This window comes from uncultured Alloprevotella sp. (assembly GCF_963536905.1).
Taxonomy (GTDB): domain Bacteria; phylum Bacteroidota; class Bacteroidia; order Bacteroidales; family Bacteroidaceae; genus Alloprevotella.
This window is the reverse complement of the sequence record NZ_CAUTBW010000016.1, coordinates 17,389-40,157: the sequence shown is the minus strand read 5'-3', so window position 1 is coordinate 40,157 and position 22,769 is coordinate 17,389. Positions and strand designations below refer to the sequence as shown.

The window sequence follows — 22,769 nt, the reverse complement described above, 5'->3', positions numbered from 1 at the left end:
GTAAATGTTTTCTTATTTAGTTTCGGCAGCAGGATATCCCAGTGCGCCACGGATAACGCGCATCACCATCGGAATGGATTCTTCTTCCGTAAGTCCATGTCCGAGGCGGTCGTAGATATAGGGCACTTCGAGACCTTTCATCACATAGTGGATGATATCGGTCATAAGGCCGATGTTGTCGATGTTAAACTTATGGCGTTCTACGCCTTCTCTCAGCACGCGACTGATAATGTCCTGTTCTTCTCGGTCGAAGGCTTTGCGCACTTGCTCCACTTTCCATATATTTCGGAAGAACTCCGCGCGCAGATTGCCGTTGCGAGCCACCGTTTCCTTTATCACTTGCAAGTGTGTGTAGATGAGCGTCAATACTTTCTCCTCTGGCTCTATGTCCATTGCAGCCACTTTGTCCATTTTCTCAGACAAGCGTTCCAATTCGTTCTCAATGACGGCATAGTAGATTTCTTCCTTGTTGCGGAAGTATGTGTACAATGTTCGTCGTCCACGTTGCGAAGCTTGAGCAATATCGTTCATAGTGGTTGCTTCAAGGCCTTTACGAGCAAAAAGTTCTCGAGCAACTTCCAAAAGAGTTTGGCGCGTTTTGGCTATAGACATATTGATTTTTGTTTAACACACTTTGTTTTCTATGTGCAAAGGATATGCAAAAGTACGGGATTATGACGAATGAACCAAATAAACTGCACAGAAATTGAAAGAATGTGCCGAGCTTTTTCTCTCTTTTTTAGCTTCTCAACCGTGTGGAATGTGTAGCACTGCATCTCAGTTTTATCTGTCAGCAGCCGTAAGTAATCCTTCTCTTTTCCGGAGCTGGTAACGAGGCTATGAGGCTAACAGTTCTGTCTTCTTACATTCCTATTTGCCGCCTTCTTTTTTGACAATAGGTATTTTCGTTCTGGAGTTGAATGTCCCTAAAAAGTTAGTATCTTTCTTTTGCACATTCATATTTGGACGTATTCTTTTGGCTGTTTTTCTTAATTTTTTTCTGAAAAAGAAGGAAAAGCTCTGATTTCTCTTCTTTTTCGTCTTCAACGTGTGTCGCTAAGAAGGAAATTTCCTTATTCTGTTTAGAAATACAATAAGGCTACCCGTCGGCATCCTTATTGTGTCAGCTGACTTCCTTATCGCATTTGTTACTAACCTTATTGGACTGATCGGACAAGCAGAACAGGTTTGTGAATCACTTTACAGAAATGGAGAATTCAAGCTATTCTCAGCTCTCTAAAATAAGAATTTGCTTTACAATCTTAGCTTTTTCTGGGTGAGCAGAAAGGTTTACCCCAATCTTTCCTTGTGCATTGTTTTCCAACCTAGAGTTTTCCATAAAAAATACTGGCTTTTCCGTTGCATGAGGGAAAAGCCAGTAGGATATGTTTGCTGTAAGGATTATTAGTTGCCTATGTTGAACTGCTTACCTTTGGCACCATCTTCAAAGCCTTTTTGATAGCCTTCGCCATAGCCGCGCACATAGGCGGCCTTGTCCTTCGGTTTGGTAAAAGCATTTGAGGTATCGTAGCTGGCGTGTGGGTGCTGCGTGGCCCCATCGTCCATGCCTGCCAAATAGCCGTCTTCGCTGCCTGCTTCGTAGGCTCCACGCGTGTCGCGCGTGATGCTGTCGGAGAGTGCAACATTCACGGTGTCGCGCAGAATGGGCAAATAGGTTGCATCGATAGTGGTGTCGGGACGGGCAACGGGCATACGTTCCTTCACTGCCACTGTGTCCTCAGGGTGTAGTTGGGTATAGACAGGTGAGCGGCGATCGCTGGCGCGCTTCAACAGGAAGATGCTGACCACCGTTAGTAGGCATGCACCTACAATTACTCCTGTCCAGATATGTGAGGGATGTTCTTTTTTAGCCATAGTTCGTGTGTATCTATTGTTCCGTAACGTTTTATCTCATTCTTACTTTGTCCCTCGCGTCGATACGCAGGAAGATGAATAGAAGTAGTGTGAACCCCCAAAGACTTGAACCACCATAGGAGAAGAAAGGTAGGGGGATGCCTATGACTGGTGTGAGTCCCATCACCATACCCACGTTGATAAACACATGGAAGAGGAGAATGGAAAGGACGCAGTAGCCATAAACTCGTCCCGCGGCGGTGGTCTGTCGTTCGGAGAGATAAATCAGTCGGAGTATCAAGAGCAGGAAGAGAAGCAATACGCCCGCACTGCCGAGAAAACCTTGCTCTTCGCCCACGGTACAGAAAATGAAGTCGGTGTCTTGTTCCGGCACGTATTTCAGCTTTGTTTGTGTACCGTTCATGAAGCCTTTGCCTTCAAGTCCGCCCGAGCCAATGGCAATCTTACTTTGGTTGACATTATAACCAGCTCCGTGTGGGTCGTCCTCCGTACCTAATAAAACCTTGATACGGGTTTGCTGATGCGGTTCAAGCACATCGTTGAGCGCAAAGTTGGCCGAATAGAGGAAGGCAGTACTTCCTAAAGCGAAGATAGCAATGAGAGAGTAGGATCTAATTCGTTCGCCTAAGCCTTGCCAAATGAGATAACCAGCCATGGCTATGATACCAACGATTTGCACCCACGCCACGTCGAACGGCTTGATGAAGGCTGAAACGAGATAGGCGATGAGTTGTATTAGCAAGCCTATGGAGAGAAACCAGAACCAACTGTTGTTGCGCTTCAGGTAGATGGCGCACATCCCCACGACGTTGAGCCAAATGATGATAAGCACGGCGAATTGCCCAATTGTGGTCAGCGTACCCGGCATAATATCTGCTTCGTAGCGGATGCCTACAACAAAATAAGAAACGGCTGCTACTGCTGTAAACAGTATAGAACCAGGCATTCCTTCACGATAGAACATGAGGAAGAATGCCAGATAAACAAGGGCGGAACCCGTCTCTTTTTGCAACACAATAAGCACCATAGGGAGCAGAACAAGACCGGCGGCCTTGAAGAAGTTGCGCATATTCGAGAGGTTGAAGCCATACTGTCCGATAACTTTAGCCACCGCTAAAGCCGTGGCGCACTTGGCAAATTCTGCAGGTTGCAAACTGACGGGGCCAAGGGAGATCCACGATTTAGACCCTTTGATGTCGTGCGCTATAAAGGGAGTGACAAGCAGCAGAAGCATCATGCAGATGTATAGAAAAGGAGCGAGCGTATCGAAGTATTTGTCGTCGACCATCAGGAGGAAACCTCCCAAACCGATGGAGCATCCTATCCACGCCAATTGTTTACCGCTTCGCGTGCCCCACGAAAAGAAATCTGTGTCGCCTAAGTTGTGGCTCGCACCACAAATGGAGAGCCAACCAGCAATTAGTAGCAACAGGAAAATAAGAATAACGACCCAATCGGCGCGTGCTGCCGGATTGCCGTATTTTCTACCGTTCAAAGTCTCCATACTTGATGTGCCGATTTTGCATTACCGCGGCCTTTCTCATAGATGCGGGAGAGAGTTGGCCACGAAGATATTGTTCGATGATAAGTGCCCCGATGGGAACACCATAGACGTTGCCGAAACCGCCATTCTCTACGTAGACGGAGACAGCTATTTTAGGGTTATTCATAGGAGCAAAGCCCATGAAAACACTGTGGTCGTGTCCGCGGTTCTGCGCCGTACCCGTTTTGCCACAAACCTCGAACCAAGGAAGATTTGCAGAACGACATGTACCGTCAATAACGGCCTTGCGCATTCCGGCTACTGCGTAGTCGTACCAGCGGCGGTTGATGCCGGTGTAATGCTTGCGAGTGTAGAGTGTGTCCAATTGGCCGCCTTGTACAGAACGCACAACGTGAGGCGTGTAGAAGAAACCGCGGTTGGCAACCTGTGTGGCTAAGTTAGCAATTTGTAGAGGTGTTGCTGTAACCTCACCCTGGCCGATTGAAATAGAGATAACTGTCAGTCCGTTCCATGAACCTTTGTACGCCTTATCGTAATATTGTGCGTTGGGTATCATGCCGCGCTTTTCGCCTGGGAGATCGATGCCTAACTTATAACCAAAGCCCATTTTCACAAGGTGATTCTTCCACACAGTCATGGCGTTCTGCACTGAGCCGTACTTGCGCTTGTTGGAGAGTAGGCGAAAGAGATTCCAACAAAAGTAGCTGTTGCAGCTAGTACCAATGGCGGGTACTAGATTGATGGGGCTGGCGTGTCCGTGGCATCCAACGTGAAGTCCCTTATAGCTGAAGCCGTGGTGGCAGGGGAAACTGATTTGCGGATCAATGCTACCTTCTTGCAAACCTAAGAGCGCTTGTGATATCTTAAAGGTGGACCCTGGCGGATATGTACCCATGATAGCGCGGTTGAGCAATGGTTTGCGTGGATTCTTCGAAAGCGCCTCGTGTGCCTTAGAGCGGTCGCGTCCCACCATAATACCGGGATCATAACTGGGGGAGGAAGCCATGCACAGAATCTGTCCTGTTGATGGCTCTATGGCTACAATTGCTCCGATTTTCCCTTGTAGCAATCGTTCCGCCAATTCTTGTGTTTTGAGATCAACTCCTAGTGTTATGTTTTGCCCAGGCACTGGCAGCTTGTCGTATGCCCCGTTCATATAATGACCTTTCGTTCGTCCGTGAACGTCGCGGAGCATGATGCGCAAGCCTTTTTCTCCGCGGAGCACCTTTTCGTAGGAACGTTCCACTCCGAGCTTTCCAATGTAGTCTCCGGGCTGGTAATAGCTATCACTATCAATGTTGGTCTGATTCACCTCGCCCACGTCACCAAGTATGTGTGCGCCAACCGCCGCAGCATAGTGGCGGATAGATCTCTTCTCAATAGAGAATCCTTTGAAGCGGAAAAGCTTTTCTTGGAATAGGGAGTATTCTTCGGGAGGTATTTGCGTCATGAAAACCTGCGGCGTGTATCGACTGTAGCCTGGGTTCTTCCGCGTATCTTTTATCTCTTCGCAGCGCTGTATGTAGTACTCTTTAGTGATGCCAATAGTTTTGCAAAAGTCTAGAGTATCTATGCCCTGCTGCTCATTCATGGTAACCATGATGTTGTAGGAGGGCTCGTTGTAGACCATAAGTTGGCCATTGCGGTCGAATATGAGACCGCGCGAGGGATAGATGATATCCTTCCGGAAAGCATTGGAGTCGGCGTTTTTCTTATAGTCGTCGCTCAACAATTGCAAGGTGAAAAGGCGTATGAGGTAGATAAGGATGATGCCAATAGCTACACCGCCAATCACAAACTTTCTGTTGCTGAAATTGTAGGCTTCCAATGGTGTCTTATATTATTGTATGTGTTCATTAGGGCTTTTTTCTTATCAGCTCCAAAGCGATGCAGAACAGCGTAGTTAGCACTGTTGAGCCGGCGATATTGATAAGCAGAAAAGTCCAGTTGAAGAAACTGAATGATTCGATAGAGAAGAAGATGAGGCACTGTAGGAAAACGGCAGTCAGAAGGTAGCGGACGAAGGGCCAGCGCTCCATAGTTCTCATTGAAGGTAAGATGTTGTCGTCTTTGTCCCGATCTCTCGGTCCGAAAAGGTTGAAAAGTAGCGGTGTGATAAGGCCGATGGCCGTCATAGTGGCTGCGGCCATGCCTGGTGTATTTCCAAAAATGTCTATCAGTACTCCCAGCAGGAATCCGAGTAGGATGTAGAGCCACCGCGGGGTGTCGCTGGGCAAGATGAGTAGGAAATACACATAGGGCATTGGTGTGGCGTAGCCCATGATATGGATATGGTTGAACACGAGCACTTGTAGCAACAAGAGCAATAAGAACCAACCTATGCGGGATAATATTGTCTGAAACACGGATAAAGAAGCATTTAGCAGTTTGTAGAACAATTTTTCTGCAGGAGGGAGCTATCGTTCGTTATAGCCCGCGCATCTGAGAGCCAAAGAAGCGCATTTTTAGCAATGTTTATTGTATCGTTTCTAAGCCATTGAGGGCGTCGTGAGCATCTTGTTCAGCTGCGTGGGCTTTTAGGGTGTCTATCTCGGCTTGATAAGGAGTCATGACTACACATACGTTGCGCAAGGTGGCAAAGTCTGTGCCCAGCGTGATATCTAAACGATAGCTCTGACCATCTGGTGAATTTCCAACGCTATTCACGCGACCGATGAAAATTCCAGGCGGGAAGACCGCGCTATAGCCACTGGTTTCAACAATAGCTCCTTTTTTTATTTTAGCGTAACGAGGAATATCGTTGACGTAAGCATGGAGCAATTTTTCGCCACTCCATTGTAAGTAACCAAAATAACCTAGGCCGCGAACGCGACAACTGATGCTTGACTTGTGATTAGTAACAGGTATGACAAGCGAATAATGAGGACCAGTGAGATAAACGATGCCGACTACGCCACCTCCTCCCACAACACCCATTTCTGGGCGAACGCCATCACTACTTCCTTTGTCGATGACGATATAATTATTGGTCTTCTTGGTGGAATTGGACACAACGACGGCGTCCAATAGTTTATAGTTTGCCAGCGTCTGACGTACGTTTAGCTCTGTGGGCGTTGGCTGATGGGAGAGTTCTCCCAATCGAGTCCGCAGATAAGCATTTTCTTGAGTCAGCAAGGTGTTTTGGTGAGTCAAACGGCCATTTACATCTCCCAAATTGAGATAGGTCATAACTTCATAATATAAATTATTAACCGTTGCTGCTGTGTGATTGGCTGCTGTATACCAAACGCTGCCTTGATAGCTGTTGAACCGGAACAGGAGTATAAAACTCACTGCTTCCAGTAGGAGAAACAGGAAGAAGAAGTTGTATTTGCGAAGGAAGTCAAGAAAGGTCTTCAATGGATCAAGCCTATTTATTATTCAAACTAAGCCGGGAGGAACAAGTTCTATGTTCTCCGTTGGAAAAAGGGACAGACTCCTAATAAATAACAATGAACAATTGCACGACACGACAATTGCTCATTGTTATTTATGGAGATGTCTGTGCGCATTAACGCATCAAGAACGTGTAATCATCAACATGTTGAAGGGCAATACCTGTGCCTTTTGCAACACAAAGGAGAGGATCGTCAGCAACATGGAACGGGATGTTGATTTTCTCCGTCAGTCGCTTGTCAAGTCCGCGGAGCAAAGCACCACCACCTGTCAGCCAGATACCGTTCTTAACGATATCGGCGTACAACTCTGGTGGAGTGTTCTCCAAAGCGTTGATAACGGCTTGTTCGATACGTGCAATGCTCTTTTCGAGGCAGTGAGCAATCTCTTGATAGCACACAGGCACCTCCATAGGCATTGCGGTGATGCGGTTCGGGCCATGAACCACGTAGTCCTCTGGGGCGTCCTCCGTTAGATCTGTCAGAGCTGCACCCACATTGATCTTGATGCGCTCAGCCATGCGTTCACTGACGCGTACGTTGTGCTGGCGGCTCATATACTCTTGGATGTCGGCTGTGAAGTCGTCACCAGCCATCTTTATAGAGTTGTTGGAAACGATTCCGCCCAAGGAAATTACGGCGATTTCCGTTGTACCACCACCTATATCCACAATCATGTTTCCTTCGGGGGCATTTACATCAATACCCACACCGATGGCGGCAGCCATAGGTTCGTAAATCAGATAGACATCTCGGCCGCCTGCGTGCTCAGCTGAGTCGCGCACGGCACGAAGTTCCACCTCGGTAGAACCGGAAGGGACACCAATGACCATTCTGAGAGAAGGAGAGAAGAGGCGGCGGCCCGAATGGACCATTTTGATAAGGCCACGAATCATTTGCTCGCAAGCGTTGAAGTCGGCAATAACACCATCGCGCAACGGACGAATAACGTGAATCTTATTGTTAGTCTTCTCGTACATCAATTTAGCCTTCTGACCCACTGCCAGTAGTTTGTCGGAATGTTGGTCCAGAGCTACCACGGACGGCTCATTGACTGCTATCTGATCATCTGCAATAATGATGGTGTTTGCAGTACCTAAGTCCATCGCTAGCTCCTGTGTGAAGGAGAAAAAATTACTGAAGAAACTCATTGTCTATTTTCTGCTGTTATTTATTTCGTGAACCATTCGTGAATCGCCGTATCGTAGTGGCTGGAAGTAGCGAAGGCTCGCTCTGCAAAATGTTTGCGCTGTTCGATATCAGTTTTAGCCCCTTGCTTCTGGAGGATGTCGAGGAGTTCGGCATACTCGTGTTTACTCGGGATGATAACAACATCGTTGAAATTTTTAGCGGCAGCGCGAATCAGGCTAATACCGCCGATATCAATCTTTTCGATAATTTCCTCTGCGCTACCTCCGTTCTTCACTGTCTCCTCGAAGGGGTAGAGGTCAACAATGACGAGGTCGATTTGCGGTATGGCATACTTTATCATCTCGGCTTGGTCTTCTGCCAAACCGCGACGGCCCAGGATTCCACCAAACACTTTGGGGTGTAGCGTCTTGACGCGGCCGCCTAGAATGGAGGGATATGTGGTTAGTTCCTCTACTTTCTGGCAGGGGTAACCTAAATCTTCGATAAACTGCTGTGTGCCGCCAGTTGAGAGTAGTTTGACGCCATTCTCATGAAGTGTTTTGAGGATTTCCTCAAGTCCGTCCTTGTGGAAAACTGAAATCAGGGCGGTTCTGATTGTTTTAGTGCTAGACATAAAATATGTTTGAAACGTTTCGACTGCAAAGTTACGAGATTTTATCAAACCAAGGCTACAGTCCTATTATATTATTTATTAAAAACTTAAGTATTGTAAAATAATCTCTTATTCTACGGTTCTGAGAATGGCTCGAAATCCAACTTAGAACAAAGTTGTTCTGAGATTAGCCCGACTCGTCAGGTCTGTTCAATAAAGCTATTGGTGGATACAATAAGGCTATCTGCCAACATCCTTATTGCGTCAGCTGACAGAATAAGGCTATCCGCTCACACAATAAGGAAACTGAAAGGGAAAAGCAGGCTATTTTTATTCAAAAATAGAAAAAGTGAGCATTTTTTTATTAAAATCCGCACTATCTGCCTCAGTTTGCGTAGGCCGGAGGCGAGCATTTTCTGACAGATACTGCGGATTTCTATTTTGTTAACATCTATTTCACCCTGGGCCAATGTCAAGAAAAGGGCGGGCTTATGCTAAGGCTGAATTCTTACTGTTTGCAAAAATCTCTCATCTTCTTATGGAGGTATACCTATGAAGGCGTATTGACTCACTTGCTTGTACTGAGATCTTCAATAATTCAGCCAAAGGAGGCACTTATTCGGCTGTTTCGGGCTTGCGGAAGAAGGAGAAATTCACGCTGCCGTAGGCGCGGTGCTCTAAGAACTCTGGCAGGTGACTGAAGTTGTAGTTTTTGCCATGTTCAAGAATGAAGAGTCCACCAGCCTTGAGGCAATCGCTCTTCAAGACACGTTCTGGCAGCTCGGGCAACTCCGGAAGTATGTAAGGCGGATCTGCAAAAACAAGTTCGAAGGGTTGTCTACAACGCTCAATAAATTTTAGCGCATCGCCCTGCAAGAGATTGGCAGCATCGTCGTTGAGTTCATGCAGTACGGCACGGATAAACATATAGTGCTGGCGATCCTTCTCCACAGTGGTCACCTGCGGACATCCGCGGGAGAGCAGTTCGAGCGTGATACTTCCCGTGCCCCCGAAGAGGTCGAGCGCGGTGGTTTCCTCAAAGTCGATGTACGATCGCAGTACGTTGAATAGATTTTCCTTTGCAAAATCGGTTGTTGGACGGGCTTTGAAAGTGCGTGGCACATCGAAGCGGCGGCCTTTATATTTTCCAGTAATTACTCGCATAGTTTATTCCATCAAGAAAGTTATCATATCATAGGGCACACCAGGAGTGGTGGCCACAATGGAACGGTTGTATTCGGCCGTAGGATTAACGCCATAGACATTTGCCGCAAATTGTCGGAACTCTTCTACCGTCTTTTCGCGTTCAGCCTTATTGCCTGTGATGAAGAATGAATCCTGCCGTGTGTCAGCTCCCAGTTTTTGAGCCGCATTAAAGGCATAGTAAGCTGCATCCGCTGTGTTGTGAATCTCGTAAGTATTGATGAGTTCTAGGCGGGTATAGTTAAAGGCCGCAAAGTCCATTGCATTGTCGTGGATATGGCAGAAAAAGCGGCGACCAGTACCATTGCTCAGTCCTTTTTGGGAGAGATGAGCCAGCAGCGAGGTAAGCGCGGAGGTGTAGTGAACTTGTCCGAACACTTCCTCTATGGCGCGACATATTTCCTCCTTCATGCCGTAGAGCAGGACTGCATTGGCACACGGCAAGGTGTCGTAGAAAACACGGTGAGGACGCTCCTGATGGAATACATATTTATAGATGTTCGTGCAGTCCTCCTCTTGAAAGTCGGCCAGTGGTACGGGAGTGACGGGTTGGCAGCAGAGAATTTCGATGTGACTGGTCGGAGCCTGCAATAGTTCCTCTCGATCCATGGCTTCACGCAGATTTTGCAACAACGAAAACTCTTGGCGCAGTTGCCAGGAGGAGAAAGCAAAGAGCGGTTCGCGGCGTAGTTCGTAGCGCGCAAAGCAGAGGCGAGTGTCAGATACTCGGATGGTAAGCTTTGTGGGAAAATGGCTCGTTTCCATAGGATGTCAGAATGAATATGTTGCGCAAAAAAGAAAGGAAATATAGATTTGTCCGTAGGCAAGTGGAGTGGAGGCTCAATATTGTTTATACCTCTTCTTCTCCATCGCCTGTTTGTTCGTCGGAGTGATTTTCAAAGATAGGTTTTAAAAGGAAGTGCCCGAGCGGAATTGCTGCAAACACTCCGATACTATTAGCCAACAAATCAGCCCAATCTCCACTCCGGTAAGTAGTCTGCGATTGTAAAATCTCTATTACCCCGCTCATCAAGATAGGTGCTATGATGGCAAAGCAGACAAGCCAGCGAAAATCTTCTCGCCCTGTGGCTTTGAGGCGTTCCCACCAGATGGTGGAGCAAGTGCCAAAGTACATCGCGAAATGAACCAACTTGTCGATGTTGGGAATACTGACATTCGGCATTCCCTCTGTGGTGTCGAAGCATAGCATCCAGATAAGCGCCACGCAGATAAGCGAGAAAGGATATTTCCTGAGTATGCTCATCTGTATCACCAGAATTTGTTGTGTTCCGGAGAGTATTCGAAACCAGCTGTAGCCAGTTGTTTTTCGATACTTGCGCGTTCAACGTCCTCTTTCTTGCAGAGTTCGTCAAGCGACTTATAGTTGTCGCGGAGTTTCATATTGATGACGCTGTATAGCATCATGGGATCTTTGGGTAGTTCCATTGTGTTGAGATATAAATTAAAGAAGTCAGAACGTAAGCTAAAGAATGTCATCGACAAACCAAGGTTGTTGATAGATATATACCTGATACGTTGCTGGGCAGCAAAATTACAAATAATTTTCTACTTTTGTATCACAATGATATACGAAGAACTGGTTGAACAGATAGCGCAGGAATTCCATTTTCCTTTTACTTCCAAACAGCGCGAAGCCGCGGAGAAACTGGCACGTTTCCTCGTGCTGCCGCGCCCGCAAGCTGCATTTATCCTTCGGGGCTATGCGGGAACGGGTAAGACCTCACTTGTGGGCGCATTGGTTAGAGTGATGCAGAAATTGGAGAGATCTGTTCAGCTACTTGCGCCGACGGGACGGGCCGCCAAGGTGTTTAGTGCCCACGCTGGTACTGCTGCCTATACGATTCATAAGGCCATCTATCGGCAGCAAAGCTTTAATGGTGAAGGTACGCGCTTTTCGCTCGGTTTCAATAAGTTTCCCTATACGCTTTTCATAGTTGACGAGGCTTCCATGCTGAGCAATCAAGGCGGCATGGGAAGTATCTTCGGAACGGGCCTATTGCTCGATGATCTTCTCCAATATGTCTATGGCGCTGAGGGGTGTAAGTTGCTCTTTGTAGGAGATACGGCACAGTTGCCACCAGTGGGAGAGGATGAAAGTCCTGCGCTTCGTGGCGATGTGCTTCGTGGTTATGGTTTAGATGTAGATGAGGCCGATTTGACCGAAGTTGTGCGCCAGTCGAAAGGTTCTGATGTGCTGAGCGGCGCCACTCGTTTGCGCGAACACTTATCTGAAGGATTACTGGATATGCCCGTGATTCAAGGGAGTAGGCGTGGAGAGGTGCGCTTCCTGCCTGGAGATGAACTCATAGAGGCACTTGTTGATGCTTATAGCGATTATGGCACAGGCGATACTATAGTTGTGACGCGTTCCAATAAGCGGGCCAATGTCTATAATGGAGGAATTCGTGCGCGCATCTTTGATCGCGAGGACCAACTGGCTCGTGGTGATTTGGTGATGGCTGTGAAAAATAATTATTTCTGGACCGAGCAATTACTAAAGACGCTCGGACAGAACGACCGCTTACCTTTCGATTTCATAGCAAATGGAGATACGGCCGAAGTTGTTAGTATTCGCAACGTACACGAGCAATATAGCTTTCATTTTGCTGATGCTACGCTCCGTTTTCCTGATTATAACGACTACGAGATGGACTGCCGCGTGCTGCTTGATACGCTGACCAGCGATTCGCCTTCGCTGACAAGTGAAGAGCAGGAACGTCTGTATCAAAACGTACTGGCCGACTATGCTTTTCTCCCAACGAAGAAAGAGCGCATGAAGCAGCTTCGCCAAGATCCTTATTATAATGCCTTGCAGCTCAAATATGCTTACGCCGTCACTTGTCATAAGGCTCAGGGCGGGCAGTGGAGCCGCGTTTTTGTGGACCAAGGCTATCTGCCGCCCGAGATGGATTTGACAGCATATCTGCGTTGGCTCTACACTGCCTTTACGAGAACCACCGGCAGACTCTATCTTGTAAATTGGCCGGAGAGTCAGCGCGAAGAACTTAAGGAAGATAGTTGAATCTATTTCGGTTCTCCGCACCACTCTGATAAAACATGCCGAACAACTCCTCAAAGAGGTGTTATCAACCGACTGATTTAACCATCGTTTGTCAATAGGAGCAGTAGAAAAAGTGGGAGATGTGGCGTGAAATCCTAAATTTTCCCGTATTTTTGCGAAAGAAGGAAACTAGGATATTTACTACAGCAAGGAACAAAAAAGATGTGGACGGAAGTTCTTCTATATATAATAGTGATTGCATACGCTGTATTCATCATGAGTACGGCTGTAGTCATCGTTTTGGAGAACCGCCAGCCGGCCAAAACTATTGCGTGGCTCATTGTGATATGGCTGTTGCCCATCATTGGCCTTATATTCTTCTATTTCTTCGGACAAAATGTTCGGCGTGAGCATCATTTTCGTCGCCGCGCTTATGATTGTATCACGCAACGTATGCTGGAAGTTTGCTACGAGCCTTCTGTCCGTGAATTTCCTAAGCGTTTCGCTCCTCTTATAGAAGGTCTTGAGAGAAACCATTTGAGTGTTATCACCGGCAATAATGCTACTGAATTATTGCCTTCGGGACGTCAATTCCTACAAGCTTTGTTGCGCGCCATTTATGCCGCAAAAAATCATATACATATAGAAACGTACATCATTGAAGACGATGCAATCGGCCAGCTTGTTGCAGATGCTCTGGCAGACAAGGCGCGGGAAGGCGTGGAGGTCCGACTTCTCTACGATGATGTGGGATGTTGGCGTGTCCCTGAGACTTTTTTTCATCGGCTAGAAAAGGCTGGTGTTCGCTGTGCGGCTTTTGAACCCGTACGTTTCCCTTCTTTGACGCGAAAGGTTAATTATCGCAATCATCGCAAGGTGTGTATTATCGACGGCCATACGGGTTTCATTGGCGGCATGAATCTTGCACTTCGCTACGCCCCACTTCGCGCGGCGGACTGGTTAGATATGCAGCTACAGCTTAAGGGTGAGAGTGTCTGCGCCCTGCAGCGTATTTTTCTTTCCGACTGGTATTTTGTGACGGAAGAGTTGAAAACTGAGCAATCCTATTTCCCTTCATCGACAGAAACCTTTGGTCGGCAACTTACCCAAATTGTTTTCAGTACACCTTTTGCGCAGTATTCAGAGATAGCCTACTCGCTGTCGTGGCTCATACAGAACGCACGCAACTACATTTATATACAATCGCCTTACTTTGTTCCGACGGAGTCTTTTCTGCAAGCGTTGCAGACGGCGGCCCTTGTAGGCGTCGATGTACGTATCATGTTGCCTGCTCGCCCTGATGCGTTGTTTCTTCGCTGGGTCAACGAGAGTTTTTTCCAAGATGTGCTGGCTTCTGGCATAAGGATATTCCTCTACAAGGGCGGTTTTCTGCACGCCAAAGTACTCGTGGCTGATGATGAGTTTAGTTCTGTTGGTTCTGCCAATATGGATTTCCGTAGTTTTGAGAATAATTTTGAAGCCAATGCTTATGTTTACAATCAGCAGACGGCAACTGATTTGCGACAACTCTTTCTGACAGCCCAAGAGGACTGTGAAGAAGTTTCCTACGACCATTGGATGCAGCGGCCTTTATGGAAACGTTTGCTTGAATCTCATGCACGTATTTTATCACCTTTGATGTAGGCAGTAACAGACTAAGCCTGCTGTTCATTTTTAATATTCAGATGGAATCTTTCTACTCCAAAATATTGCGAAGAACCTTTGCTTCTTTCGGCTTATCCCATCTATGCACACCCGTCTCTCTTCGGTGTGCGTGCTTCTTTATCCTACTTCTTAGTTTCTCTCATATTGCCTCCGCTCAGTCCGTAAACGAAGACGAGGCTCGGGCGCGTGTGGTATCTTATTTTAAGCAGAGCGGACAACGTAAAGCTGCTGTCCATCCGCTCACCCTGCGCACTTCTCCAGCCTCTTATCTGTTTGTGGCAGGCAATAAGTTTGTTCTTGCAGCCGCTGATAATCGCCTCCCCGAAGTACTGGCTTATGGCACTTACAAGGCTCGCACCATTCCGCCTGCGCTTTCTGCTCTTTTGCAGCAGTATGACCATCTTTTGTCCCTACTGCCCATTGATGCACACCATCGTTCTGTTCCTGCTTTCTCGGGACGTGTTGTCCTGCCTCTGCTTTCTTCCATTCGCTCACAAGGACATCCCTATAATTCCGCTTGTCCTTTCTTTCTTAACACCGATTCTGTTCTCAGTTCGGAACGTTGCGTGGTGGGCTGTGTGGCTACGGCCTTAGAGCAGATACTGACTTATTATCAGCGAGTGTACACCTTGCAAGATACGCTCAAAGGTTGGACAACAAAAAACTACCAGATTCCCGACATTAGCCCTGGAGCGAGTGTAGATTCAAAGTTGATATTGCCGCACTACACTGGTGCGGAATCTGCTGCATCCATAGATGCCGTTGCCCGTTTGAGCTATTATCTCGGCCAGGCCGTTCACATGAATTGGGGGCTGCGAGAAAGTGCTGCTAGTTCTTATCGAGCTCTCGAGCCGCTGCAGCGCGTTTTTGGTTTGAAGTATGTACACTATCTCGACAGTTATAAGTACGATCCCTCAGCTTGGGTAGCAGCTATCCGTAACGAAGTAGAATCTGGACGCCCTGTATATTGCGCTGGCAATGTTCAGCATCTTGGCGGACATGCCTTTGTGCTCGACGGCCAGGATAAGGCCGGAAACTTCCATGTTAATTGGGGCTATGGAGGCGATTATGATGGCTATTTTAATCTCGATATTCTTTATTTCCCAGAACCGCTCGGTCAGGAAACGGAAGTAGGAAAGGGCGAGGGTTTCTTTGCAAATAGAGAAGTGTTGTTCCTACATCCCGACAGTCTTTCCGTGGAACTCCCCGACACGCTCCAGCGAACGGGGACAGAAATAGCTATCGACTCCGTGCAAATTCTTGATGTTCCCACGCGTGACATATACACGCGCATCCGTATCTTTGTTAGAAACACCGCTGCATACCCACTGACTACTCCTTTTGCCCTATTCACCAATCTCCCCTCCGATACCGACACGTTGCGACAAGCTGACTACGTTGGCATCACCTCTGCAACTTTGCAGCCGGGCGAGGCAAAGGCGCTCCTGCTTCATGCGCGCTTTCGCAAGTTGGGGCAGCGTATCCTCCGATTGACGCCTGACGACCGCCACATCTTCAGTCTTGACACGCTGACAGTAGTAGCGGGGAGCGGAGCACAACTGACTTTTTCTGAGCCGCAGCTAACTTTCCCTTCCGACAGCATTGTTCGCATTACGCTTTCTGTGGAAAATGCGGCCGGTCTTTCCCGTACGGGGCAGTCTTTGGTCTATGAAATCATTCCTGGCCTTGATGCATCGGTGCAGGGCACGCGCCATCCGAAATATATCTATCTAAATAGTGGCGAATCGATGCGAGATACCGTTCAGTTCTCCGCGCTCGTTCCTGGTCAGACCTATACGTTGCTCGTGCGCAGCCCGTGGAAGGTAGTGCGCCAAGTTTCGTTCACGCTACCTGCTACTACGGCTGTTCGTTCCACCGAAGTTGTGGGGCGAGAGGTTTGGCATCGCCTCGACGGCCTCCGTGTTGCGCGTCCTTCAGAACCAGGAATTTATCTTCGTGACAGTAAGAAAATCATAGTACGATAAAGATGCAAACCGTTACCATTCACACCCGCCTGATTACAAATGTTGGCGGGCAAACTGAAAAGATTCAAAATACATTCAAAGGCACTTGGGGCATTCGCGACAACCGTCATCTGCTCAGCTACAACGAGGCTGACAATGGCGGTCCTACTCATGTTCTTTTCGATATGGTGCAGGCTGAATTGCGGCGTATGGGGCAGGTGCGCTCACGTATGACTTTTGCAGAGCGCGAACGTATCAGTTCTCGCTACATCACTCCCCATGGTGAGCTGCCTATGCAGATCCACACGCATCGCTATCAGGCTGCTATGTCCGAGGTGGGTGGACGTGTGGAAGTGAGTTACGCACTCTTCTTGGCGGGAAGTCATGTGAGCGATAATAAATTGCTCATAGAGTGGGAAGTGCTCAACTAACTTCCCCTTCCTTGTCTCGTTTCCTATCTCCCTCAAGCACATCCCTCCGCGAGAGGTGCTTTTTGTTTGTACCAGTTGAATTGATTACTTTTGCCGACTGAAAAAAACTTACAACTTATGCAAGATCCACGACATATACACATCAAAGACTTTTCTTACGACTTGCCCGATGAGCGCATTGCAAAACATCCGCTCGAGAAAAGAGATGAGGCCAAGTTGCTCCTTTATAATCAAGAAGGCATAGGGGAAGATGTTTTCCGCAATCTGACAAACTATCTACAGCCAGGACAACTCATTGTGTTCAATAATACGAAGGTGATCTATGCTCGTCTTCATTTTCGCAAGGCTACGGGTGCTCTCATCGAGGTCTTTTGTCTCGAACCACACACGCCGTCCGACTATCAGGTGAACTTTTCCACCACGCGCCGCGTCACTTGGACTTGTCTCATCGGTAATATGAAGAAATGGAAAGAAGGACGTTTGGAGCAGGAAATCAAGGTGGGTGATAAATTGCTCACGCTGACGGCCGAGCGCGGAGGAGTTTCCGGCACGGGCTTCGAAGTAACTTTCGATTGGAACGATGATACCGTCGCTTTCTCCGAGATTCTCGATGCGATAGGTGAATTGCCCATACCGCCATATTTGAACCGCGACACGGAACAACGGGATTTGGAAGAATACCAAACGGTCTATTCTAAGATAAAAGGTTCAGTGGCAGCTCCCACTGCTGGCCTTCATTTCACCGACGAGTTGTTGTCACAATTAGATGCTCACGGTATAGAGCGTGATGAGATTACGCTCCACGTAGGTGCTGGCACGTTTAAGCCTGTCAAGAGCGAAGAAATCGAAGGGCATACGATGCACAGTGAGTGGATTGCTGTGGCGCGCACTTCGATAGAGAAACTGATAGCTCACGGCGGGCAATGTATCGCTGTGGGTACTACATCGGTGCGCACCCTTGAGAGCCTTTACTATATAGGCGTAATCTTGCAGCAGAATCCTAATGCTACTGAGGAAGAATTGCGTGTGCCGCAATGGATGCCCTATGAATATGCAGTGCAAACTGCTGAACCACTCACCACTTTGCAGGCTTTGCAAAACATTCTCGACTATCTGGAGCGCAACAATCTACCTACGCTCCACACCAGCACGCAGATAATGATTGCTCCGAGCTATGAATACCACGTTGTGCGGACGATGATAACGAATTTCCACCAGCCGCAGTCCACTCTTCTCTTGCTCGTTTCGGCCTTTGTCAAAGGAGATTGGCGGCGCATCTACAACTATGCGCTGGAGCACGACTTCCGTTTCCTTTCCTACGGCGACGGCTGTTTACTCAACTTCTGATGTGTTCTGCCTTCTTTGTCTTGCTGACGAAAGAAGGCGTACCCAACTACTGAAAAAATGGAAGAAAATAAAAACGAGATATTTCCCATCGTTGATGAAGCGGGGCGTGTTATTGGACAAGCCTCGCGCGGTCATTGCCACGATGGGTCTAAATTGCTCCACCCCGTGGTTCATCTCCATGTGTTCAATACAAAAGGAGAACTGTTCCTGCAAAGGCGTCCCGACTGGAAGGACATACAGCCAGGGAGATGGGATACGGCGTGTGGCGGACACGTAGATTTTGGCGAGAGTATAGAGGATGCTTTGGCGCGGGAGGTTTGGGAGGAATTGGGCCTTCGTCCTGCGGATTATCAGCCTGAGTTTGTAACACGCTATGTCTTTGAGTCCAGCCGAGAACGCGAACTTGTGAATGTCTTTCGCACTACAACTGCTGTGCAGCCTCATCCTTCCGACGAATTAGACGGAGGGCGTTTCTTCTCACCTGAAGAAATCCAACAGCGTTTAGGTTCTGATTTTTTCACACCTAATTTTGAATCTGAATACACTACTAAATTGAATTCATAGGTTTGTACCTTTTTTAAGCAGCTACTTCTTCTGAGGTAGCTGCATTTGTTTTGTAAACAAACTTCTTATTTTATGGCTGTGAGAATGCCTTGTAATCCAAGTTCTCGTAAAGTAATTCTCCAATCAGTCCGCCTCTTCCGATCAGTCCGATAAAGATGTTTGAGAATACAATAAGGATGTTTGATAATTTCCTTATTGCGTCAGCCCACGCGATAAGGAAGTCGGCTGGCAGCCTTATTGTATTTTGGGATGAGATAAGGTCAGAAAATCCTTAGACGAGGCTTTTAGTCCCTCTTTTTATGTTGTTGGCGCATATTTTTGAGGTGTGTTTTCAAAAATCAATCCTTTTTTGTTCGATTTTTGAGAAACGAATGAGTAGAAGGCAGCGATTCTGATTCCATTTTGTTCTATACTGTTGTAAAAATATCGGGCAGTTTTGTGTTTCTACTTTGTTCTAGTTTTCAAGAAGAACGCCCGCTGAAACATAGGGTGTTTCAGCAGGCGTGAAGAAGTAATATAAGATTGAAATTATCTGTTTTGTGAGTGCTCTGTCTTTATCTGAGAATCAGAAAGAGAATGTCGCCGATGGTAAAGAGAGACCCACCGATGAGAAGGGCAAGGCTGCGTTTCTCATAACCGCGACGGAACTCGTTAAGGCCAAAAAAGAAAGTGCTGACAGGGATAATCCACAGCAGGTTACTCAGAAAGTAGAACAGGAAGGAGAGAATGGCGTTTGGGCTATAGCCAATGGTTGCTCCACCAAAGAGAAAGAACACGCTAAGCAAGGCCGGGATGAGATTGAAGAAAGCCAGCGCAAGCAAGTGTTTTGGAAATTCGTTCATGATAGGGAGTGTTTAGAACTGGAACGGATTCTGTGCCCGATAGCGTTGTTCCATCTTGTTTTCAATATTGGAGTATTCACCATCAAGTTCTTTCGCACTCTCCGGTTGGAGTTCCAAAGATTTCTTTAGGTCGTCTTCAGCGCCGAGTTTGTCGTTGAGCTGGAGCTTTACAGCCCCGCGAAGTTTGTAGGCAACGGCATTCTCGGGCTGCAACTCTATGGCCTCATCGTAGAGAACCAAAGCCTTATCCAGCTGGTGGTGGAGAGCATAGAATGCCCCTAATTTCTCCATCGCTTCCATACTGAAAGGATTCATCTCACGCACTTTCAGATACGCATCCTCGGCTTCTGTGTCGCGGCCTGTGCCTTGCAAAGCATCTGCATGAAGCAGAAGGTATTCTTCATTCTCATTGTCGAGCGCCAAAAGAGCTTCGGCATCGGCGAGCACTTCGTTGTACTGTCCCATAGAAGCCAGAATCTGCGCGCGAAGTAGGAGAGCGGCTGGATAATGTTCTTCCTGTTGAAGAGCCTGCGTGAGGAAAGCGATGGCCTGAAAGTCTTGTCCCAGCCCATGTGCAGCTTCGCTCGCAAAATAGAGGGCGCGAGGCTCATCGGGATGCTGCTCTCTGATTTTGTCGGTAAGAGCTTGTTCTGATTCGTAGTTTTTTGTTCGTCCGTAGGTACTGGCCAAGAGGAGGGCTACTTCGAGATTGTCGGGGGCAGCATCCAGCAAATGTTGGAGTTGCGGCACTGCCTCGTCGTACTGTTGAAGAAGGATGAGCACTTCCACCAGATAGCTGCGCGTAGGTGCATCATCGTGAATCTCCAGAGCTTTTGTGAAGCACTGTTCCGCAAATTTGAGTTCACCCATGTTCTTGGCGCGCACGCCGTCGTCATGGAAAATATTGAACATCTTTTCTGTGTCGTTCTTTTGATCGGTTTCCGTTTTAGGTTCGGAAGTTCCAAAGAGGTTTTTGAAGAATCCCATTTAGTTTTATGTCTTTTCGTTCTATTATCAAATAAGAGTTGTCAGTAGGTAAATCCAATGCGCCACGAGAGCAGCTGCAATGCCGCCGAAAGTATGTGAGATGATAGCCTTCGACGTAAGCTCTCTGTAGCCCAGTGAGTCAAGCATTGCCGTATGTGTGCTCAAGAATCCGCTCCAGCACATACCGATGGCCGTGAAAACGGCAATAGCATTTCCATCGAGCCAACCGTGTTGTGCAAAATTAGGTACAAGTCCTAAGGCCGCTCCAACAGCTCCAAGCGCCGTGATAGGGAAAGCAATCTGGTGGGGATCGGAAAAGCCGAAGAGCCAGTCAAAGAGCCAGTCCACTTTCTCGGCCAGCATGGGCAGCAGTTGAGTTCCCTCGTAAGCTCCGCCAGAGTATTGACCCGATGCAGCAGGGCCAAAGGTCAGCATCATAACGAGCGTGGAGATGATGAGTACGCCGGGGATAATGGCAATACCGATGTCGACGCCCGAACGGCCTCCGTCGAGCAGCGCGTTCAAGGTGCGTAAGAATATGCCGTTTTCTTCTTGGTGTTCCACTTGTGCAGCCAAAGCGCGCTGGCCTTCGCGTGCTTCGGGGTTTACTACGGCGCTCTCTTCGGCAAAGTTGGGGTACTTCTTGATAATGAAACGTTGCATTAGGCGTGTGGAAACGATGCAGCCGCAGAAGGCACCGAAGAGTCCGATAAGAGGTTCGATGAAATAGCCTTGACCAATCATGAAGATGATAACGATAAGGCCCATTCCGAATGCTGTACCGAAGTTGGTAAGGGAGATAAACTGGTATTTCTTAAAGTAGCTGGCAAATCGCTTGTCTTTAGACAGCGTGATGATAGCTGGATTATCGGATAGGAAAGTCAGCACCGCGCCCAAAGAGGCTACGCCCGGCAGGTTGAATAGCGGACGCATGAGTGGACGCAAGAGTTTTTCGAGCATGTCCACTACGCCAAATTCTACGAAGAGTTTGCCGATAGCTCCCGTAATGACGCAGATGGCCATCAGGTAGAAGCACGTGTTGAGCAATAAGTCGTGCGCCGTCTTCATAATGGTGTTGAGCATATTTGCTGCACCCATTTTGCTGCCCATATAACAGAACAGAGCAGTGATAAGGACTAAGCAAATGACACCTGCTGGGATTTTGTTGAAGAAACTTACTTTGGAGGTCTTTTTCATATTGGTATTTTATTTTTAGTCTTTCAGATTGATTGCCACGAGTAAGCTGTTAATGCGCAAAGCCTACCAGCGTTGAAACATAGATGCTTATGGCTGCATCTATCCTTGGAATAGCTTTGACTGTAAAGTTCCGATGAAGTGAGCGTTTCGGTTGTCTTCATTTCTTGCGTAAGGGAAGTTGACAAGATGATTAACATAGGCGCGAATTTACGAGATTATTTTTACTCGCATAATAATTCGGTCTAAAAATGAGAAAGAGATGCAACAAAATGTCACATCTCTTTTTGTAAGTTGGATTATGCGGCTTAGAAACCTCCGCCTTCTGTGCTTTCCTCTTCCTCTCCTGCTTGCGCACCGGGGAAGTCTCCCACGTTGTAGCGTATGTTGTCTTTCGCGTATTTATTCTTCGGCTGAGCATCACCTTTAGGATGGCCGAGTGCAACAATGCAGAGTGGCTTCAGATTTGAAGGAAGTTTCAAAGTGCTACTGACTGAAGCAACGGGCATCTCGGCTGGATAAACGCCCAACCATACTGCACCCAGTCCTAAACTATGTGCAGCGAGCAGCATGTTCTCTGTGGCTGCGGAGCAGTCCTCCACCCACCATTCCGTAGGTTTATGCTCTTTGTCCATGAGAGTAGGATCGCCACAAACAGCTATGGCTGCGGGAGCCGTTTTCAAAGCCTGAGCGTAGGGTAGAGCTTTGGTCAGTTCTTGCAGCACAGCTTTGTCGTCGATGACAACAAACTTCCAGGGGCGTTTGTCCATGGCTGTTGGAGCTGCCATTGCTGCGCGGCAGAGCGAATCAAGCATGGTGCGCGACACGGGCGCTGCGGTGTACTCTCGGATAGAGCTACGTGTCAATATGTTCTGAAATACAGCCTCGGAAGTGCTCACCTCTTGCGCATTATTACCCATGAAAAGGCGCGCTTCTGCTGCCAGCAGAGCGATGGCAAGGAAGAACGAAATGATTTTATACTTGTTCATATAGATTTGACGATTGTGTTTGAAGTTGTGATACTCTCAGTCG

General features: G+C 47.7%; 22 protein-coding genes. 6 read left to right on the top strand and 16 right to left on the bottom strand.

Going from position 1 to position 22,769, the window contains the following annotated elements; genetic code table 11:
• Positions 1–12: 12 nt before the first annotated feature.
• The 12 genes from ABLA33_RS04340 to ABLA33_RS04285 all read right to left on the bottom strand — a co-directional run bounded on the left by ABLA33_RS04340 (position 13) and on the right by ABLA33_RS04285 (position 11,167).
• A complete protein-coding gene (locus tag ABLA33_RS04340; protein WP_315089803.1) occupies positions 13–612 on the bottom strand; it encodes a TetR/AcrR family transcriptional regulator in 600 nt (199 codons plus the stop codon).
• Positions 613–1,404: 792 nt separating this feature from the next.
• Positions 1,405–1,875 (bottom strand): hypothetical protein, encoded by a 471-nt coding sequence (locus ABLA33_RS04335; protein WP_315089805.1) that lies wholly within the window; start codon positions 1,873–1,875, stop codon positions 1,405–1,407.
• Positions 1,876–1,906: 31 nt separating this feature from the next.
• Entirely contained in the window at positions 1,907–3,379 is a 1,473-nt protein-coding gene (gene rodA / locus ABLA33_RS04330) for a rod shape-determining protein RodA (RefSeq protein ID WP_347719375.1), read from the bottom strand.
• Positions 3,360–5,207 (bottom strand): penicillin-binding protein 2, encoded by a 1,848-nt coding sequence (gene mrdA / locus ABLA33_RS04325; protein ID WP_347719374.1) that lies wholly within the window; start codon positions 5,205–5,207, stop codon positions 3,360–3,362. The genes rodA and mrdA overlap by 20 nt, the downstream gene beginning before the upstream one ends.
• 28 nt (positions 5,208–5,235) lie before the next feature.
• Entirely contained in the window at positions 5,236–5,778 is a 543-nt protein-coding gene (gene mreD / locus ABLA33_RS04320; protein ID WP_311490627.1) for a rod shape-determining protein MreD, read from the bottom strand.
• A gap of 76 nt (positions 5,779–5,854) precedes the next feature.
• On the bottom strand, positions 5,855–6,739 hold the full coding sequence (gene mreC, locus ABLA33_RS04315; protein ID WP_347719373.1) for a rod shape-determining protein MreC: 885 nt from the start codon (positions 6,737–6,739) through the stop codon (positions 5,855–5,857).
• Between the two features lie 151 nt (positions 6,740–6,890).
• A complete protein-coding gene (locus tag ABLA33_RS04310; RefSeq protein ID WP_347719372.1) occupies positions 6,891–7,925 on the bottom strand; it encodes a rod shape-determining protein in 1,035 nt (344 codons plus the stop codon).
• A 20-nt stretch (positions 7,926–7,945) separates the two neighbouring features.
• Positions 7,946–8,539: an IMP cyclohydrolase gene (locus ABLA33_RS04305; RefSeq protein WP_347719371.1), complete on the bottom strand. Its 594-nt coding sequence runs from the start codon at positions 8,537–8,539 to the stop codon at positions 7,946–7,948.
• Positions 8,540–9,133: 594 nt separating this feature from the next.
• Positions 9,134–9,682, bottom strand: a complete 549-nt coding sequence (locus ABLA33_RS04300; RefSeq protein ID WP_311490631.1) for an RsmD family RNA methyltransferase — start codon at positions 9,680–9,682, stop codon at positions 9,134–9,136.
• A 3-nt stretch (positions 9,683–9,685) separates the two neighbouring features.
• Positions 9,686–10,486 (bottom strand): DUF3822 family protein, encoded by an 801-nt coding sequence (locus ABLA33_RS04295; protein ID WP_347719370.1) that lies wholly within the window; start codon positions 10,484–10,486, stop codon positions 9,686–9,688.
• 85 nt (positions 10,487–10,571) lie between these two features.
• On the bottom strand, positions 10,572–10,985 hold the full coding sequence (locus tag ABLA33_RS04290; RefSeq protein WP_311490633.1) for a VanZ family protein: 414 nt from the start codon (positions 10,983–10,985) through the stop codon (positions 10,572–10,574).
• A 5-nt stretch (positions 10,986–10,990) separates the two neighbouring features.
• The gene (locus ABLA33_RS04285) at positions 10,991–11,167 is read right to left on the bottom strand and encodes a DUF4250 domain-containing protein (protein WP_040597656.1); all 177 of its coding nucleotides are present in this window, start codon (positions 11,165–11,167) and stop codon (positions 10,991–10,993) included.
• Positions 11,168–11,303: 136 nt separating this feature from the next.
• Between ABLA33_RS04285 and ABLA33_RS04280 the strand changes: the two genes are divergently transcribed.
• From ABLA33_RS04280 to ABLA33_RS04255, 6 genes are all read left to right on the top strand, one after another.
• A complete protein-coding gene (locus ABLA33_RS04280) occupies positions 11,304–12,764 on the top strand; it encodes an AAA family ATPase (protein ID WP_347719369.1) in 1,461 nt (486 codons plus the stop codon).
• Positions 12,765–12,965: 201 nt separating this feature from the next.
• Positions 12,966–14,387 carry a cardiolipin synthase gene (cls, locus tag ABLA33_RS04275; RefSeq protein WP_347719368.1) on the top strand — a complete coding sequence of 474 codons (1,422 nt, stop codon included), beginning with the start codon at positions 12,966–12,968 and terminating at the stop codon, positions 14,385–14,387.
• Positions 14,388–14,428: 41 nt separating this feature from the next.
• Complete coding sequence (locus ABLA33_RS04270; RefSeq protein ID WP_347719367.1) at positions 14,429–16,393, top strand: C10 family peptidase; 1,965 nt, start codon at positions 14,429–14,431, stop codon at positions 16,391–16,393.
• 2 nt (positions 16,394–16,395) lie between these two features.
• Positions 16,396–16,803: a DUF1934 domain-containing protein gene (locus tag ABLA33_RS04265; protein WP_347719366.1), complete on the top strand. Its 408-nt coding sequence runs from the start codon at positions 16,396–16,398 to the stop codon at positions 16,801–16,803.
• Between the two features lie 117 nt (positions 16,804–16,920).
• Positions 16,921–18,150 carry an S-adenosylmethionine:tRNA ribosyltransferase-isomerase gene (locus tag ABLA33_RS04260; RefSeq protein WP_347719365.1) on the top strand — a complete coding sequence of 410 codons (1,230 nt, stop codon included), beginning with the start codon at positions 16,921–16,923 and terminating at the stop codon, positions 18,148–18,150.
• A gap of 57 nt (positions 18,151–18,207) precedes the next feature.
• Positions 18,208–18,714, top strand: a complete 507-nt coding sequence (locus tag ABLA33_RS04255) for an NUDIX domain-containing protein (RefSeq protein WP_347719364.1) — start codon at positions 18,208–18,210, stop codon at positions 18,712–18,714.
• Between the two features lie 554 nt (positions 18,715–19,268).
• On the opposite strand, the gene ABLA33_RS04250 is transcribed toward ABLA33_RS04255, so the two are convergent.
• The 4 genes from ABLA33_RS04250 to ABLA33_RS04235 form a co-directional block, all read right to left on the bottom strand.
• Positions 19,269–19,556: a hypothetical protein gene (locus ABLA33_RS04250; protein ID WP_347719363.1), complete on the bottom strand. Its 288-nt coding sequence runs from the start codon at positions 19,554–19,556 to the stop codon at positions 19,269–19,271.
• Between the two features lie 12 nt (positions 19,557–19,568).
• Positions 19,569–20,543, bottom strand: coding sequence for a tetratricopeptide repeat protein (locus ABLA33_RS04245; protein WP_347719362.1), 975 nt, complete (start codon positions 20,541–20,543; stop codon positions 19,569–19,571).
• Positions 20,544–20,570: 27 nt separating this feature from the next.
• Positions 20,571–21,740, bottom strand: coding sequence for a nucleoside recognition domain-containing protein (locus ABLA33_RS04240; RefSeq protein ID WP_347719361.1), 1,170 nt, complete (start codon positions 21,738–21,740; stop codon positions 20,571–20,573).
• A 305-nt stretch (positions 21,741–22,045) separates the two neighbouring features.
• The gene (locus tag ABLA33_RS04235; protein WP_347719360.1) at positions 22,046–22,726 is read right to left on the bottom strand and encodes a nitroreductase family protein; all 681 of its coding nucleotides are present in this window, start codon (positions 22,724–22,726) and stop codon (positions 22,046–22,048) included.
• Positions 22,727–22,769: the final 43 nt, after the last annotated feature.

What these genes read in the sequence shown, in the direction of transcription:
- ABLA33_RS04310 (WP_347719372.1), bottom strand. Translation starts at nt 7,925, where the DNA reads ATGAGTTTCTTCAGTAATTTTTTCTCCTTCACACAGGAGCTAGCGATG.
- ABLA33_RS04260 (WP_347719365.1), top strand. Translation starts at nt 16,921, where the DNA reads ATGCAAGATCCACGACATATACACATCAAAGACTTTTCTTACGACTTG.
- ABLA33_RS04270 (WP_347719367.1), top strand. Translation starts at nt 14,429, where the DNA reads ATGGAATCTTTCTACTCCAAAATATTGCGAAGAACCTTTGCTTCTTTC.
- rodA (WP_347719375.1), bottom strand. Translation starts at nt 3,379, where the DNA reads ATGGAGACTTTGAACGGTAGAAAATACGGCAATCCGGCAGCACGCGCC.
- ABLA33_RS04285 (WP_040597656.1), bottom strand. Translation starts at nt 11,167, where the DNA reads ATGGAACTACCCAAAGATCCCATGATGCTATACAGCGTCATCAATATG.
- ABLA33_RS04340 (WP_315089803.1), bottom strand. Translation starts at nt 612, where the DNA reads ATGTCTATAGCCAAAACGCGCCAAACTCTTTTGGAAGTTGCTCGAGAA.
- ABLA33_RS04280 (WP_347719369.1), top strand. Translation starts at nt 11,304, where the DNA reads ATGATATACGAAGAACTGGTTGAACAGATAGCGCAGGAATTCCATTTT.
- ABLA33_RS04245 (WP_347719362.1), bottom strand. Translation starts at nt 20,543, where the DNA reads ATGGGATTCTTCAAAAACCTCTTTGGAACTTCCGAACCTAAAACGGAA.
- ABLA33_RS04335 (WP_315089805.1), bottom strand. Translation starts at nt 1,875, where the DNA reads ATGGCTAAAAAAGAACATCCCTCACATATCTGGACAGGAGTAATTGTA.
- ABLA33_RS04290 (WP_311490633.1), bottom strand. Translation starts at nt 10,985, where the DNA reads ATGAGCATACTCAGGAAATATCCTTTCTCGCTTATCTGCGTGGCGCTT.
- ABLA33_RS04265 (WP_347719366.1), top strand. Translation starts at nt 16,396, where the DNA reads ATGCAAACCGTTACCATTCACACCCGCCTGATTACAAATGTTGGCGGG.
- ABLA33_RS04250 (WP_347719363.1), bottom strand. Translation starts at nt 19,556, where the DNA reads ATGAACGAATTTCCAAAACACTTGCTTGCGCTGGCTTTCTTCAATCTC.
- ABLA33_RS04235 (WP_347719360.1), bottom strand. Translation starts at nt 22,726, where the DNA reads ATGAACAAGTATAAAATCATTTCGTTCTTCCTTGCCATCGCTCTGCTG.
- cls (WP_347719368.1), top strand. Translation starts at nt 12,966, where the DNA reads ATGTGGACGGAAGTTCTTCTATATATAATAGTGATTGCATACGCTGTA.
- ABLA33_RS04255 (WP_347719364.1), top strand. Translation starts at nt 18,208, where the DNA reads ATGGAAGAAAATAAAAACGAGATATTTCCCATCGTTGATGAAGCGGGG.
- ABLA33_RS04300 (WP_311490631.1), bottom strand. Translation starts at nt 9,682, where the DNA reads ATGCGAGTAATTACTGGAAAATATAAAGGCCGCCGCTTCGATGTGCCA.
- ABLA33_RS04305 (WP_347719371.1), bottom strand. Translation starts at nt 8,539, where the DNA reads ATGTCTAGCACTAAAACAATCAGAACCGCCCTGATTTCAGTTTTCCAC.
- ABLA33_RS04295 (WP_347719370.1), bottom strand. Translation starts at nt 10,486, where the DNA reads ATGGAAACGAGCCATTTTCCCACAAAGCTTACCATCCGAGTATCTGAC.
- ABLA33_RS04240 (WP_347719361.1), bottom strand. Translation starts at nt 21,740, where the DNA reads ATGAAAAAGACCTCCAAAGTAAGTTTCTTCAACAAAATCCCAGCAGGT.